We start from the raw sequence: 14,158 nt of genomic DNA on the forward strand, positions 1-14,158 counted from the left end.
GCCGATCACCATCTTGCCCTGCTTGGGTGCGCCGGTGGCGGCGAGCAGCGGCCGCAGGATGAACATGCCGGCCTTCATCGCGTTGGCGGACAAAAGCACTTCGGGAACGAACAGGATGCCGTCTCGAAAATCCTCGCCGACGATGCGCATGCCTTCGACCAGCGCCTCGGTCAGCACCTTGTAAGGCACCCAGCCGCGCTCGAGCAGGATGTTGGTGCCTTCCTCGATCTCTTCCTTCAACCCGTCATAGAGGTCGTCGTGCATCTGCTGCACCAACTCGTCGTCGGAAAGCTCGGAAAGGATGATCTCGTCGTCGGCCATTTTTCCTGCGCCAATTGCTTGTCAGTGATTTACAGGTCGCCGGCACCTTTTGTCAGAGGTGCCGGCGGCTGCTGCTTGCAAGTCTCGGGAGTTACGTCAGGCGTCCAGCCAGACGTTCTGGAAGTCCATTTCGTACGTCTGGTGCATTCCGTAATTCTTCACCTTCTTGCTCATGTGGCAGCAGAGCTTCTGCCAGAACGGCTGGATGATGACGCCGGAATCCTGCAGGATCTGCTCGACGTCCTTCATCACCTCTTTGCGCTTGTCGGGATCGGCCAGCGAGAGCGCCTGCTTCAGCTTGGCGTCGAAATCCGGGTTGGCATAGGCCGTTTCGTTCCAGGCTTCGCCCGAGCGATAGCCGAGCGCCAGCACCTGGACGCCCAGCGGCCGCATGTACCAGATGGTCATCGAGTACGGATACTTCGTCCAGTCGTTCCAGAAGGTCGAGCCCGGCAGCACCGTACGCTTCACCTTGATGCCGGCATCGCGCAACTGGCCGGCGATCGCATCGCCGGTGTTCTTCTGCCATTCGTCCTCGACGGTGATCAGCTCATGCTCGAAGTCGGCCTGCCCGGCATCCGCCATCAGCTTCTTGGCGGCGGCGGCATCGCGTGTCTTCTTGGGCAGCGGGTAGTATTCGGGATGGATCGGGGCGACGTGGTGGTTCTCGCCGACCGTGCCAAGCCCGGCGTAGCCGAGCTGCATGACAGCATTGTTGTCGACGGCCATCTGCAGCGCATTGCGCACCCGCTGGTCGTCATAGGGCTTGTGGGTGATGTTGGTGCGAGCAACGAGGGTGGTCGCCGTCGCGACCTCCGATTTCACCAGATCCATCTTGTCGAGGGCGTCGATGAAGTCGGCCGGCGTTTCGAAATCGAGGTCGATCTCGCCGGACTCGAAGGCATTCAGCGTGGCGTTGAAGTCGGTGCCGTAGTCGATGAACTCGACACCGTCGAGCGGCGCTTCGCCACCCCACCACTTGCCGTTCTCGCGACGCTTGACGACCGCCTTCGTACCCACCGCATAGGACACCAGTTCGAAAGGTCCGGTGCCGATCGGCTTCTTGATCGGGTCGGCGCCATCCTTGTCGAAGTCGCGATGCACGACCAGCGCCGGATAGTCGGTGAAGCCCGGTATGATGGCGATGTCGGGTTCGGCCAGCTTTAGCTTGACCGTGAGGTCATCGACCTTGGTGATGGCGCCATCCTTGGCCTTGCCGGTCGTTGTGTCGATCAGCGCACCGACGCGTGCTGCCATGGAATTGCCGGACGCACCCTTGTCGCACCAGCGGTTCAGATTGGCGACCACGTCATCGGCGTTGAAGGCATCGCCATTGTTCCAGGTGACACCTTTGCGCAGATGCAGTGTGTATTCGGTGGCGTCGTCATTGACGTCCCAGCTTTCGAGCAGGACCGGCTCGAAGGTGAACTGGTGCGTGTAGCGGACGAGCGGCTCCAGCCAGCAACGGGTGACGTTTGCCATCTCGGTCCAGTCGTAGGTGCGCGGATCCTTCTGCGCCTTGACCGACATCGCGACACGCAGCGTTCCGCCCTTTTTCGGTTCGTCGGCCAGGGCTTTGGTCGGCGCGGCAAGGCCGATCATGCCGTAGGCGAAAGCCGTCGATGCGCCGAAGGCGCTGGCCAGCGCCAGGAATTCTCGCCGGTCCATGCGGCCTGCACGCGTCTCTTTCGCCATTGCCTCGATAGCGCCCGGCACGCGGTCGCCATTGCTTCTGAAGAGCGTCATGTTTTCCTCCCTTGGTTTTTCCGTCAGGTTCTTCGCCTGTCTTAACTAACTAACGCTGTCCGGCAGTTTTTCCTCCCGCCGCGCGATCAAATCCTTGAGACCCTCGGCGATGCCCTCGTCGAGCTTCGGCTCCTCATAGTCGGCCAGCATGTTGCGCGCCTTCTCGCGGCCGCGCGTGTCGTGGTCCTTTGCGCCCTCGGCGTTCCACTGCTCGTACGAATTGAAGTCCATGATCGAGGGCATGAAGAAAGCGGACTCGAAATGTTCGAGTGTGTGCTGGGTGCCGAGGAAATGGCCCTGCGGCCCGACCTCGCGGATCGCCGCCATCGCTTCCTTGAAATCGTCGAACGGAAGGCCGCCTGCATATTTGTACCAGCCGACAAGCTGCTCGCAGTCGGTGGCGAATTTCGAGTAGCCGCAGGTGAGCCCCGCCTCCAGCCATCCGGCCGAGTGCCAGATGTAGTTGGCGCCGGCAAGGATGGCGGCATGCATAAGCATGTTCGCCTCGTAGCCGGCTTGGGCGTCGTTGAGCTTGGAGCCGACATGGAAGCCCGACGTGCGCCACGGCAGTTTGTATTTCCTGGCCAGCGCACCCATCAGATACATCATCTGCGCCGCCTCCGGAGTGCCGCCCATAGGCGCCCCGGTCTTCATGTCGACCGTTACCATGAACTGGCCGTAGATCTGTGGCGAGCCGGGACGCAGGAGCTGCGTGAACGCGATGCCTGCAAGCGCTTCCGCATTGACCTGCGCGACTGCGCCGACGGCGGAGGCCGAGGTCGAGGCGCCGCACAGTGCGAAGGGCGCCAGGATCAGCGGCTGGTTGCTGCGCGCATAGACCTTCATGGCGTCCAGCATGGTGGCGTCCCACACCAGTGGCGAGTTGCAGTTGGTGATCGACACCAGCACCGGGTTGTCGCGAACGAACTCCTCGCCGAACACGATGCCGGCCATCGCCATCGTGTCTTCGGCGCGCTCCTTCGAGGTGACGATGCCCATGAACGGCTTGTCGGAGTGCTTCAGCGCCGAATGGATGATGTGGAGGTGACGCTTCGGGACCGCGATTTCCATCGGCTCGCAGATGACCGAGCTCGACGAGTGCAGCGCTGGCGCCATGTAGGCGAGCTTGTGGAAATTGTTGAGGTCGGCGAGCGACCCGTAGCGCCTGTTGTTGTCGAGGTCGCGCACATAGGGCGCACCATACATCGGCACGAAGATGGAATTCTTGCCGCCGACGCGGACGGTACGCTCGGGGTTGCGGGCATTGAGGGTGAATTCCGATGGGACCTTGGAGACCAGCTCCATCAAGAGCGCACGGTCGATGCGGACGCGCGTCTCGGTGACATCGGCTCCTGCGGCCTTCCACAGGGCGATCGCCTCATCGTCGCGGAACTCGCAGCCCACCTCTTCGAGGATCAAGAGCGATTCCTCGTGGATCAATTCCACCGCCTCGTCAGGCACCATCTGATAGGCGGGGATCTGGCGCACCAGCGTCGGAAACGAGGCTATGGGAGCGCCTCGTATCGCCTTGCGCCCCAGCCGACCGCCACTTCTGCGGTTGGCGTGATCGGTCACTGCAACGGCCGGTGCATTCATGGCAACTCATCCTCCAACAGCCCTCAACTTAGCGAGACGAAATATAGCTGTGACGCTGGAAAATCCTGATCTCTTGTATAAACTCTCCTTATGCGAAGCCTGCGCCATCTGCTGCCCTCCGCCGGCAGTCTCATCGTCTTCGAGGCGGCCGGCCGGCTGTCGAGCTTCACCGCCGGCGGGCGCGAGCTCGGCATGACGCAGGCGGCCGTGTCCTACGCGGTGCGCGGGCTGGAGGAACAGCTCGGCGCCAAGCTGTTCCAGCGCCGCCATCGCCAGGTTGTCTTGACGGAGGCCGGCGAGCGTTTCCACGCCGATGTCTCGCTCGGGCTGTCGCATATCCGCAAGTCGGCGGAGGATCTGCGCCTGCAGGCGACCGGCGGCCATGTGACGCTGGCCGCCTCGACCGCCTTTGGCTCGTTCTGGATGATGCCGCGCCTGCAGCAATTCCGCGACGAACTGCCAGGCGTTGATCTGCGCATCCAGACCGCCGACCGCGACCTCGACATAATCGCCGAGGGCATCCCGCTCGGCGTGCGCGGCGGCGTGCCTGAACAATGGCCGGACTATCACTCGCTGTCACTCTCTGACGAAGAGATCTTCCCGGTCGCGGGCCCCAACTATCTGGCCAAGTTTGGGCTGCCGAAGACCGTCGAGGAACTGGCAACGCACCGACTCATCCATCTCGAGGAGCCCTATCGCGAGGCCCCGAACTGGGACGAATGGTTCGCGGCAGCCGGAACCAGCCTGCGCAATGCCGAGCGCGGCTTGCGCATCAATGATTATGCCCTGGTGATCCAGGCGGTCATGGAGGGGCAAGGCATCTCGCTCGGCTGGCGGCATCTGGTCGAGCGCCTCGTGGCATCAGGACTGTTGGTGCCGGTGACGGATCATGTGCTGAGGACCGGCATCGGATTCTACGTCATCTGGCCAAAGAACCGCGAGCTCAGCGACAATGCGCGTAAGGTAAGGGATTGGCTGGTGGCGCAGGCGTGATGCGGTGAATGGAGCCACGTCATCTCCGCTGGCCCCGCCGGCATCGAAAGCTTCCGCACGGGACACGAATCCGCCTATAATGCTTTGATGCCCATCCGCCAGCTTTCCGAAACGATGATCAACCAGATCGCCGCCGGCGAAGTCATCGAGCGTCCGGCCAGCGTGGTCAAGGAACTGGTCGAGAACGCGCTCGATGCCGGCGCTTCTCGCGTCGAGATCGTCACCGCCGGCGGCGGGCTGAACCTGATCCGCGTCACCGATGACGGCTCGGGCATTCCCGAACCGGAACTGGCGCTGGCGATTGCGCGCCACTGTACCTCGAAGCTGACCGAGAACATTCACGACATCCGCTCGCTCGGTTTTCGCGGCGAGGCGCTGCCGTCCATCGGTTCGGTGTCGCGGCTGTCGATCCGCTCGCGCACGGCATCAGGTGACAGCGCCGCCGAGATCGGCATCGAGGGCGGCCGCGTTTCCGCCGTCAAGCCGGCGGCCGCCAATCGCGGCACCACGGTCGAGGTGCGCGACCTGTTCTTCGCCACGCCGGCGCGGCTCAAATTCATGAAGGGCGAGCGCGCCGAAAGCTCGGCCACCGGCGACGTGATCAAGCGCATCGCCATCGCCTTCCCCGCCGTGCGCTTCACGCTGGCCGGCTCCGACCGCTCGACGCTGGAACTGCCGGCGACCGACGACAGCCCGGAAGGCCGCTTGCGCCGCGTCGCGCAGGTGATGGGCACCGACTTTCCCGACAATGCGATTGCCATCGATGCCGTGCGTGACGACGTGCATCTGACCGGCCATGTCTCGATCCCGTCCTTCAGCCGTGCCAACGCGCTGCAGCAATATGCCTATGTCAACGGAAGGCCGGTGCGCGACAAGCTGATCGCCGGCGCCATTCGCGGCGCCTTCGCCGATGTGCTGCCGCGCGACCGCCATGCGGTCACCGTGCTGTTCCTGACGCTCGATCCTGCCATTGTCGACGTCAATGTCCACCCGGCCAAGGCCGACGTGCGCTTCCGCGATCCGGGGTTGGTGCGCGGGCTGATCGTCGGCGCCATCCGGCAAGCCCTCGCTGAATCCGGGATTCGGGCCGCCACATCCGGGGCGGCCGGCATGATGGCGGCGTTCCGGCCGGGTGCGGCGTCCTATGCGCATGGCGGCCCGGCCAACGGCCATCGCAGTTATGAGGCGGCCTACCGCGCCTCGGGCTTTGCCGGTTTCGACCGCTCGCCGCAGCGGCCGCTCGACATGAGTTTTGAGGATACGAGAAATGCCGGTTTCGGCGAGACCGATCAGTCGACATTCGACGCTGGTCCGCTGCACAGCGCCGATGCGCGCGCCGGGTCGGATGAAGCGGCGCAGACGCTGCTCGGCACGGCGCTGGGCGCTGCGCGCGCGCAGGTGCATGAGAATTACATCGTTGCGCAAACCAGGGATTCGCTGGTTATCGTCGACCAGCACGCGGCGCATGAACGGCTGGTCTACGAGGCCTTGAAGAACGCGTTGCATTCGCGCGCGGTGCCGTCGCAGATGCTGCTGTTGCCGGAGATCGTCGACTTGGCCGAGGAAGACGCCGAGCGGCTGGCCATGCATTCGGAAACGCTGGCCCGTTTCGGCCTCGGCATCGAGCGCTTTGGTCCGGGCGCAGTGGCGGTGCGCGAAACGCCATCGATGCTGGGGGAAACCAATGTCCAGCAGCTGGTGCGTGATCTCGCCGACGAGATTGCCGATAACGACACGGTCGAGACGCTGAAAGGCCGGCTGGACAAGATAGCCGCCACCATGGCCTGCCACGGCTCGGTGCGCTCCGGCCGCGTGCTGAAGGCCGAGGAGATGAACGCACTGCTGCGCCAGATGGAAGCGACGCCGGGATCCGGCACCTGCAACCACGGTCGTCCGACCTATATCGAGCTGAAGCTCGCCGACATCGAACGGCTCTTCGGACGGCGGTAAGCCTGTGGGCGACGAGACGACCCTCCAGTTCCGGTTCGAAGCCGAGGTGATCCACTGGCGGGGCCCTTCGCCATACTTCTTCGCGCCAATCCCCGAGCAGCATGGCGACGAGATCAAAAAGGTCGCGAAGTTCGCGACCTATGGCTGGGGGGTCATTCCTGTCGAAGCGACGATTGACGGCTTCATGTTCGGCACATCGCTGTTTCCCAAGCAAGGAAGCTATCTTTTGCCCCTGAAGGACGACGTCCGGCGCAAGTGCAATCTGACGGCAGGCGATTCGATTTCCGCTCTCATCACGATACGCCTTCGCGGACGATAACAACGCGGCCAGTGGGCGATTGTGTTGGCAGGCGTCGCCTCATCCCCTCAGGCGATACGTCTTCAAAGACGTAAACCTCATACCCGGCACAACACTCGGTTATTTCATGGGATCAGGAAATTCCGGCGCGGCTCTCATCCTGATTCGGGAAATGTGCCCAACCCTTTGATCTAGCGCTTCAAATTCACCACGATCACACCACCCAGCGCCAGCGCTCCCCCGAGGATGCCGAGCAGGGTCGGGATCTCGCCCAGCCAGAAGAAGCCGATCAGGGCAGACATGGGCGAAACCAGGTAGAGGAAGTTCGAGGCACGTGCGGCCGGCAGGCGCGACAGCGCGGTTGCCCAGGCGGCGTAGGCGATCAGGCTCGGCACGATGCCGAGAAAGATCACGGCGCCGAGACCGGCTGTGTCGGCTATCGCTGCCTGCGCAAAGCCGCTCGGCAGGAACGGCGACAGGCAAAGTGCGCCGAGGATCATGTTCGAGGCCGAGATGGTCAGCGGGTGATGGCGGGCAAAGAGCGGCTTCTGGACGATGGTGTTGACGGCCGAGCAGAGTGCGGAACCCAGCACCAGCAGCGCACCGGCGTTGAAATGCAAGCCATTGCCGTCGGCGACCGCAATGATGCCGATGCCCGCGAAAGAAATGGCCGTGCCGGCCCAGGCCCAGCTCGAGAAGCGTTCGCCGAGCAGTGCCATCGCCATGATGGCGGTGAAGATCGGGCTGACGTTGATGATGAAGCCGGCAGCGCCGGCCGAGACAGTCAACTCGCCGAAGTTGAGCATGACGGTGTAGAGCGCGACGAAAATAGCGCCGCCAAAGACGAGGCGCCACAATTCGTCGAGCCTAGGCAGCACCGGACGCTTGACAGCGAGGAAGATTGCCGCAGGCACGGCGGCGATGGCAAAACGCAGCGCGCCGAGCTCCAGCGGGCCGAAGGCGGCGAGGCCGGCGCGGATCGCCGGAAAGGCAGAAGCCCAGCCGACCACGGTCAGCGCCACAGCGACGGCTGCGGTGGTGTCCATCCGTTGTGTCGGATTCAACGTGCCGGTCATAGAGCTCATCTCACTGTCCTCGTGTTTCTGCGTCCCTGATTGGCAGAAAACGGCTTTTCGGGCAGATTGACAAACGATCAAATCGAGGATCACCTGTGACTATGGATCACAGCTCAGACACAATGATGCCGCTCGAGACCTTGCGCGCCTTCGATGCGGCGGCGCGAACAGGCAGCTTTTCGGCCGCCGCCGAGAAACTCAACATTACCCATGGCGCCGTCAGCCGGCAGATCGCCAAGCTCGAGGACTGGCTCGGTTTGAAAGTGTTCGACCGCGGCGCGCGCGGCGTGTCGCTGACGATCGAGGGCAATCGCCTGCATCTGCGCACGGCGGAAGCCTTCGCGCTGATATCAAGCCATTCGGACCGCTGGGTCGAGCCGCGCGGCACCGCCGTGGTGCGGCTGACCTCGATCCCGTCGGTCAGCGGGCTTTGGCTGATGCCACGCATGGCGGCGTTGGAAAATCACCCGTCCAAGCTGCGCATTGTGCTTGATGTCGACATTCGCCAAGCGGACCTTGCCGACGAAGGCATCGACCTGTCGATCCGCTGCGGGCGCGGCGGCATTCCGGGCCGCGTCTCGGTGCAGCTTTTCGAAGAGCATGTTTTCCCTGTCGCCTCACTGGGCCTTGCCCGCGAGATCGGCCGCGGCGATCCCGCACGGCTGCTTAAATTTCCTTTGATCAACGATTCCGATGCCTCGGCCTGGCGCGCGTGGTTCGCTGCGCAAGGCATGGACTACCGTCCGCGCCCACAGGACCGCCGCTTCGAGGACTACAATCTGGTGCTCGACGCCGCCGCCCACGGCCTCGGCATCGCTCTGGCGCGCCCGCCTTTGACCGAGCATCAACTGAAGTCGGGCCGCATCGTCACCGTCGACGAGCGCACCGCGCTCAATCCGGTGTCGTATTGGCTCGACCGGCCGATAGGGCGACCGCGTAGCGCTGCAGCGGAACTCGCGCGGCGCATCGCCACCCAGGCCGGGCTGGCCATGGAAAAGATGGACGCGTTCATCGAGGCCGAGCGCTAGCGAAGTACCAGTAAGACAAACCCGACGATCGCGGCAGCCAGTAGCCCGGCTCCCAGCGACATCAGCCCGACGCTCATCTGCCGGTTTTCCGGCCGTGCCGCGCCGCGTGGTTGGGAGATTGCCTGCCCTCGCTCCGCCGCCTTGGTGACGAAAGCAGGGCGCAGCGGCGGAAGCTCAGATGCCAGAAATGCCAACCATGGCAGGCTTGTCGGCCGAACGGCTCCACCATCATCAACCCTCGCAAGAGGCACTGCGAGTCCGCGTTGTGCCTCGTCGCCGTCCGACCGCCTCGCCGGAACTGTGGCGGGTGCGGCATCGCTGGCCGCATGCGGCTCGGCCAATGCCAGATAGGCCTGCATGATCTCAGCCGACGCTAGCTGCTGTGCCTTTGCGGCGGGTGCGGGCAACAGGCGCGGCAGGGCCGACGCCATCGATTGCGGGGACGCGCCTGCTGGTGCCGGCGGCTGCACCAGTACCTTGATCAGCGCTGTCCTGACCGGATCGGCCTTGGCCGACGGCACGGCCTGCGGTGTCATTGCCTCCTTCAGCAACGCGGTCAGGCGGGCAGATGAAATGTCCATACCGTTCCCACAACAGGTGGTTTCCAGCGTGACAATAGCGCTTCTGCATTGCGTCAAGCTTGACCTTGCCGGCAATTTGTGGCGATGAAATCATCATGAACCTTGGCGTCCCCTCATGATGAACCGCTTCGAAGGCCCTGGCGGCAAGGAAGCCCGTATCCGTTATCTCGACGGTGACTTCCAGGTCACCAGTCCCGGTGCATTCGTGCGCTGCGCGGTAACCGGCGAGAACATCCCGCTGGACGAGCTCAAATACTGGAGCGTCGCCAGGCAGGAGCCCTATGTGAGTGCCGCCGCCTCGCTGCGCCGCGAAATCGAAACGCACCCGGAACTGCGCAGCCGGCGCTAGGTCGGGCTCAGCCCCTCAGCTTGCGCTGACGCCAGGCGTCCAGCGTCTCGTCGATAATGCGTTCCGGCACGTTGTCCAGTTCGAACACGGCGTCGATCTCGAGCACGTCGAGCTGATCCAGAAACTCCGGCGATGCGCCGTGGCGCAGCCGGGCGGCGTCCTTGGCGGTGGTGATCAGGCCAAGGCCGTCCTTGCGTGCCGTCGCCGTCAGTTCGGCAAGTTCGTCCTCGCCATAGAAATGATGGTCCGGGAATGGCCGGGCCAGCACCACGTCGCCGCCGGCGTCGCGGATCGTATCGAAGAATTTCTCGGGGTGGCCGATGCCGGCAAAGGCAAGAAAGCGCCTGCCGGCAAGCCTTTCCTTGCCGCTTGGCTCGGTATGCGCCTCGAAGATCGCCCGGCCGGCGCGCGCCGCCTGGCGCACGACCGCGTCGGCCGCGGTGCCCTCGCCCATCTTCAGCAGCCCGCTGGTGAAAACCAGCTGGTCGACGATGTTTGCCCTGAGCGGCCCGCCGGGAATGACGCGGCCATTGCCGATGCCGTAGCGCGCGTCGACGACGACCAGCGCATAGTCGATGTGAATGCGGGCGCTCTGGAAGCCGTCGTCCATGATGAGGAAATCGCAGCCGTGCTTTTCCATGAGCAGCCTCGCGCCGGCGGCGCGGTTCGGCGTCACCGCCACCGGCGCCTGTTCGGCCAGCAGCAGCGGTTCATCGCCGACATGCTTGGCGGTGTCGTGATGCGGATCGACGACATGCGGCTGCGCAAAGGAGCCGCCATGGCCGCGCGACAGGAAACCGGGATTGAGCTGCATGCGTTTGGCCTGCCTGGCCAGCGCGATCGCCACCGGCGTCTTGCCGCTGCCGCCGACGGTGAAATTGCCGACGCAAAGCACTGGCGCGTCGACCTTTTCGCGCACTGCCGCACGCATGCGGCGGCCGGCGACGAGGGCATAGGCCGCTGACAGCGGCGACAGTGCGAACACGCGCCAGTCCGGCTCCTCCCACCAGAAGGGCGGTGCTTCGCTGGACACGCTAGCGCCCGTCCGCGCCCTTCAGGCGCGACTTGACGATCAGCGGCTGGATGTAGGGCTCGAGCGACTTCAGCGTGCGCGCCAGCGCGCCGCGCATCTCATCGACGGTGGCCGCGCCTGCCGCCATCATCTCGTGGCGGGCGACCTCGTTGCTCAACAGGAAATTGACGGCGCCGGCCAGCATGTCGCGGTCGCGCACCAGCTTGGCGCCGCCGCTGTCGAGCAGGCGCTGATAGGCTTCGCGAAAATTCTGGACATTGCGACCGGCGAGCACCGCGGTGTCGAGCATCGCCGGTTCCAGCGGGTTCTGGCCGCCCTCCGAGGTCAGCGACCGGCCAACGAAGGCGATCTCCGTCAACCTGAGATACAGCCCCATCTCGCCAATCGTATCGCCGAGCAGAATATCGGTATCGGCGGTGATCCTGTCGCCCTTGCTGCGCCGCGCGACTGTCAGGCCCATGCCGGAAATCTGCGCGGCAAGCGCTTCGGCGCGGTCGGGATGGCGCGGCACGACGATCGTCAACAGGCCGTGGTGGCGCTTGTAGAGCGTGGCGTGAACTTCGGCCGCCACCACCTCTTCGCCGTCATGGGTCGAGATCGCCGCCCAGGTCGGGCGGCTGCCGATCTGACGCCGCAGCGTCGACAGCACCCTTTCGTCGACCGGCGGCGGATTGGTATCGACCTTGAGATTGCCCGACACGGTAACCGGCCTCGCGCCGAGCGAGCGGAAGCGTTCACCGTCGACATCGGACTGGGCGACGACATGAGCGAGATTCTCGAACAAGGCCTCGGCGATGTTGGCGCGTTTCTTCCAGGAGGTGAAGGAGCGGTCGGACAGCCGGCCATTGACCAGCACCTGGGGCACGCGCCGTGCCCCAAGTTCCAGGATGGTCATCGGCCAAATCTCCGATTCGGCGATGATCGCAAGATCCGGACGCCAGTGGTCGAGAAAACGGCTGACTGCCGGCTTGAGGTCGAGCGGCACATATTGGTGGATGATGCGGTCGCCGAGCCTCTCGTCGGCGACCTGGGCCGAGGTGACCGTCCCGGTCGTCAAGACGATGTTGACGCCATAGTCGAGAATGCTCTCGACCAGCGGCACGACGGCGATGGTCTCGCCGACGCTGGCCGCATGGATCCAGATCACCGGACCGTCCGGACGCGCGCGCCCGGCGACGCCGTAGCGCTCGCGGCTGCGGCTGCGGTCTTCCTTGCCCTGCGAGGTGCGCCAGGCAACATAAGGTCCGATCACCGGATAGATGGCCGCACCGGCGAAACGATACGCCGTCAAGAAGGCACGCGCCCAGCGCACGCTCATTGCTTGATATCCACGAGGCGATAGGCCTCGGCGGTCGCCGCATTGAGCGCGACGGTAAGTTCGAGGCGCTTGCGTTCCATCTCGGCATCGTCGGCGGCAGCGGGCACGAAGATAGGCGTGCCGATGACGATGGACGAGCGGCCGAACGGCAGGTTGATGGTGGTCTTGTCCCAGCTCTTCTCCAGCACCTTGCGGCGGCTGGTGGTGATGGCGACAGGCAGCAGCGGCCGGCCAGAGAGGCGCGCCAGAAGAACGATGCCAAGCCCCGCGTCGCGCGGCGTGCCGTGGGGAATGTCAGCAATCATGGCGACGTTCTTGCCGGTGGCGAGCGACTTTTTCAGGGCAATCAACGCCTTGGCACCGCCCTTATCGAGATGTTTGGTGCTTTCGCGGCCGCCGGAACCGCGCACCGCCTCGATGCCAAATTTCTCCAGCATCAGCGCGTTGAGCTCGGCATCGGCACTGCGCGACACCATGGCGACCAGCGGCTTGCGCTTGGGGTAATAGGCCGGCGTCAACAGATGCTGCCCGTGCCAGAGTGCGATGATGCCGGGTTCGAATTCAGCATAGGCGCCGCCCGAGAATTGCGCCGATCCTTCGACCAAGCGGTTGGTCAGGCGCACCAGACGCACGAACTGGGCGAGCAGGCCGACAATGATATTCTTGACGAATCGCGACTGTGCCAGCGGTTGGCGAATCCGGCGCCAGAAAGCCTTGGTGGCACGGCTGCCGCCACGGCTCGCAGGGGCGGCCTCGTTGGCCGGCCCTTTGACCGCTTCATGATCCATCGAAGTCAACCGGCAGCCTTGCTGTCTGGGTCGAGCAGCCGATGCAGGTGAACGACGAAGTAACGCATATGGGCATTGTCCACGCTGGCCTGCGCCTTGGCTTTCCACGCGGTATGCGCGGACTGGTAATCCGGAAAGATACCGACAATGTCGAGCCCGTCGAGATCGCGGAATTCGGTTCCGCCGAGCTTCTTCAGTTCGCCGCCGAACACCAGGTGCAAAAGCTGCTTCTTTCCGTCTTCCGCGGCCATGTCGGTCCTTCACATATTGTGAGTTTGTGACAGGTCTAGACCAAAGCCGCCGACTTTGGAACCTTCGATCACGCTTCCGTACCGGCAATCACACCGGCAAGCACGGCCAGTAGTTCGCTGCTGCCGGCGGCCAATGCGCCGTGACGGATGATTTCGCCGGCATAAAGCGGCGCGCGACCATGCCGGTCGAGCAAGGCGCCACCGGCCTCGCGCAGGATGAGGTCTGCCGCGGCAATGTCCCAGTCATGCGCATTGGGCTTGACGAAGCTCGCATCGAGCGTGCCGGCGGCAATCATGGCCAACCGGTAGGCCAGCGAGGGAATGTGGGACACGCGCTGCATCCGGCTTTGCCATTCGGCCGGCATCTGGTCGAGCAAGAGCTTCGGCCCGCCAATTTCGACCATCGCCGCCGGGCGGCGCACGGCGATGCGCTGGCCGTTCAGGAACGCGCCCTGCCCGGGCAGCGCCCAATAGGTCTCGTCCCTGGCCGGGCATTCGAGCACGCCGGCAAGCGTGCGGCCATTCTCGACCACCGCGACGCTGACGCACCAGGAGCGAAGGCCCTCGAGGAAGCCGCGCGTGCCGTCGATGGGATCGACGACGAAGGTGCGGCGTGCAGAAAGCCTGACCGGATCGTCGGCTGTCTCCTCAGACAGCCAGCCATAATCGGGTCGGGCGGCAAGCAACGTCTCGCGCAAATAGGCATCGGCGGCGTGGTCGGCCTCGCTGACCGGCGACGTCCCCTCCTTCATCCACACTTGCGGGTTTTTGCCGAAATAGCGCATGGCGATGAGACCAGCCTCGCGGGCGGCTTCGCGCAGCACGGCCAA

At 64.4% G+C, this 14,158-nt stretch carries 15 protein-coding genes; 5 read left to right on the forward strand and 10 right to left on the reverse strand.

Going from position 1 to position 14,158, the window contains the following annotated elements; genetic code table 11:
* From AC1DXU_RS06705 to AC1DXU_RS06715, 3 genes are all read right to left on the reverse strand, one after another.
* Window positions 1-321 (reverse strand): B12-binding domain-containing protein (locus AC1DXU_RS06705; protein WP_477366070.1); only part of this gene is annotated, 321 nt, incomplete at its 3' end.
* Between the two features lie 96 nt (window positions 322-417).
* Window positions 418-2,067 (reverse strand): ABC transporter substrate-binding protein, encoded by a 1,650-nt coding sequence (locus AC1DXU_RS06710; RefSeq protein ID WP_477366073.1) that lies wholly within the window; start codon window positions 2,065-2,067, stop codon window positions 418-420.
* Between the two features lie 45 nt (window positions 2,068-2,112).
* A complete protein-coding gene (locus tag AC1DXU_RS06715; protein ID WP_477366076.1) occupies window positions 2,113-3,663 on the reverse strand; it encodes a trimethylamine methyltransferase family protein in 1,551 nt (516 codons plus the stop codon).
* A gap of 90 nt (window positions 3,664-3,753) precedes the next feature.
* Here AC1DXU_RS06715 and AC1DXU_RS06720 point away from each other — a divergent pair, with 90 nt between their 5' ends.
* From AC1DXU_RS06720 to AC1DXU_RS06730, 3 genes are all read left to right on the forward strand, one after another.
* Window positions 3,754-4,656, forward strand: a complete 903-nt coding sequence (locus tag AC1DXU_RS06720) for a LysR substrate-binding domain-containing protein (RefSeq protein ID WP_477366079.1) — start codon at window positions 3,754-3,756, stop codon at window positions 4,654-4,656.
* Between the two features lie 87 nt (window positions 4,657-4,743).
* Entirely contained in the window at window positions 4,744-6,606 is a 1,863-nt protein-coding gene (gene mutL / locus AC1DXU_RS06725; protein ID WP_477366082.1) for a DNA mismatch repair endonuclease MutL, read from the forward strand.
* A gap of 4 nt (window positions 6,607-6,610) precedes the next feature.
* Entirely contained in the window at window positions 6,611-6,925 is a 315-nt protein-coding gene (locus AC1DXU_RS06730) for a DUF1905 domain-containing protein (protein WP_477366085.1), read from the forward strand.
* A gap of 170 nt (window positions 6,926-7,095) precedes the next feature.
* On the opposite strand, the gene AC1DXU_RS06735 is transcribed toward AC1DXU_RS06730, so the two are convergent.
* Window positions 7,096-7,989 carry a DMT family transporter gene (locus tag AC1DXU_RS06735; RefSeq protein ID WP_477366088.1) on the reverse strand — a complete coding sequence of 298 codons (894 nt, stop codon included), beginning with the start codon at window positions 7,987-7,989 and terminating at the stop codon, window positions 7,096-7,098.
* Between the two features lie 92 nt (window positions 7,990-8,081).
* On the opposite strand from AC1DXU_RS06735, the gene AC1DXU_RS06740 reads away from it, so the two are divergent.
* The gene (locus AC1DXU_RS06740; protein WP_477366091.1) at window positions 8,082-9,008 is read left to right on the forward strand and encodes a LysR substrate-binding domain-containing protein; all 927 of its coding nucleotides are present in this window, start codon (window positions 8,082-8,084) and stop codon (window positions 9,006-9,008) included.
* Here AC1DXU_RS06740 and AC1DXU_RS06745 read toward each other — a convergent pair.
* The gene (locus AC1DXU_RS06745) at window positions 9,005-9,589 is read right to left on the reverse strand and encodes a hypothetical protein (RefSeq protein ID WP_477366094.1); all 585 of its coding nucleotides are present in this window, start codon (window positions 9,587-9,589) and stop codon (window positions 9,005-9,007) included. The two genes, AC1DXU_RS06740 and AC1DXU_RS06745, sit on opposite strands and share 4 nt — an antisense overlap.
* 115 nt (window positions 9,590-9,704) lie before the next feature.
* Between AC1DXU_RS06745 and AC1DXU_RS06750 the strand changes: the two genes are divergently transcribed.
* Complete coding sequence (locus tag AC1DXU_RS06750) at window positions 9,705-9,938, forward strand: DUF2093 domain-containing protein (RefSeq protein ID WP_477242707.1); 234 nt, start codon at window positions 9,705-9,707, stop codon at window positions 9,936-9,938.
* A 7-nt stretch (window positions 9,939-9,945) separates the two neighbouring features.
* Here AC1DXU_RS06750 and lpxK read toward each other — a convergent pair whose 3' ends face one another.
* The 5 genes from lpxK to AC1DXU_RS06775 form a co-directional block, all read right to left on the reverse strand.
* Window positions 9,946-10,971 (reverse strand): tetraacyldisaccharide 4'-kinase, encoded by a 1,026-nt coding sequence (lpxK, locus tag AC1DXU_RS06755; RefSeq protein WP_477366097.1) that lies wholly within the window; start codon window positions 10,969-10,971, stop codon window positions 9,946-9,948.
* Between the two features lies 1 nt (window position 10,972).
* Entirely contained in the window at window positions 10,973-12,289 is a 1,317-nt protein-coding gene (gene waaA / locus AC1DXU_RS06760) for a lipid IV(A) 3-deoxy-D-manno-octulosonic acid transferase (RefSeq protein WP_477366100.1), read from the reverse strand.
* Window positions 12,286-13,077: a lysophospholipid acyltransferase family protein gene (locus tag AC1DXU_RS06765; RefSeq protein WP_477366103.1), complete on the reverse strand. Its 792-nt coding sequence runs from the start codon at window positions 13,075-13,077 to the stop codon at window positions 12,286-12,288. The genes waaA and AC1DXU_RS06765 overlap by 4 nt, the downstream gene beginning before the upstream one ends.
* Before the next feature lie 5 nt (window positions 13,078-13,082).
* The gene (locus AC1DXU_RS06770; RefSeq protein ID WP_477320012.1) at window positions 13,083-13,328 is read right to left on the reverse strand and encodes a DUF4170 domain-containing protein; all 246 of its coding nucleotides are present in this window, start codon (window positions 13,326-13,328) and stop codon (window positions 13,083-13,085) included.
* Window positions 13,329-13,396: 68 nt separating this feature from the next.
* A complete protein-coding gene (locus AC1DXU_RS06775) occupies window positions 13,397-14,152 on the reverse strand; it encodes a 3'(2'),5'-bisphosphate nucleotidase CysQ (RefSeq protein ID WP_477320014.1) in 756 nt (251 codons plus the stop codon).
* Window positions 14,153-14,158 lie beyond the last annotated feature (6 nt).

The sequence above is a fragment of the Mesorhizobium sp. P3_A10 genome (assembly GCF_056403175.1).

Bases quoted from the DNA above. Each gene is read 5' to 3' on its own strand.
- AC1DXU_RS06710 (WP_477366073.1), bottom strand. From the start codon at position 2,067: ATGACGCTCTTCAGAAGCAATGGCGACCGCGTGCCGGGCGCTATCGAG.
- AC1DXU_RS06715 (WP_477366076.1), bottom strand. From the start codon at position 3,663: ATGAATGCACCGGCCGTTGCAGTGACCGATCACGCCAACCGCAGAAGT.
- AC1DXU_RS06720 (WP_477366079.1), top strand. From the start codon at position 3,754: ATGCGAAGCCTGCGCCATCTGCTGCCCTCCGCCGGCAGTCTCATCGTC.
- mutL (WP_477366082.1), top strand. From the start codon at position 4,744: ATGCCCATCCGCCAGCTTTCCGAAACGATGATCAACCAGATCGCCGCC.
- AC1DXU_RS06735 (WP_477366088.1), bottom strand. From the start codon at position 7,989: ATGAGCTCTATGACCGGCACGTTGAATCCGACACAACGGATGGACACC.
- AC1DXU_RS06740 (WP_477366091.1), top strand. From the start codon at position 8,082: ATGGATCACAGCTCAGACACAATGATGCCGCTCGAGACCTTGCGCGCC.
- AC1DXU_RS06745 (WP_477366094.1), bottom strand. From the start codon at position 9,589: ATGGACATTTCATCTGCCCGCCTGACCGCGTTGCTGAAGGAGGCAATG.
- AC1DXU_RS06750 (WP_477242707.1), top strand. From the start codon at position 9,705: ATGATGAACCGCTTCGAAGGCCCTGGCGGCAAGGAAGCCCGTATCCGT.
- waaA (WP_477366100.1), bottom strand. From the start codon at position 12,289: ATGAGCGTGCGCTGGGCGCGTGCCTTCTTGACGGCGTATCGTTTCGCC.
- AC1DXU_RS06765 (WP_477366103.1), bottom strand. From the start codon at position 13,077: ATGGATCATGAAGCGGTCAAAGGGCCGGCCAACGAGGCCGCCCCTGCG.
- AC1DXU_RS06770 (WP_477320012.1), bottom strand. From the start codon at position 13,328: ATGGCCGCGGAAGACGGAAAGAAGCAGCTTTTGCACCTGGTGTTCGGC.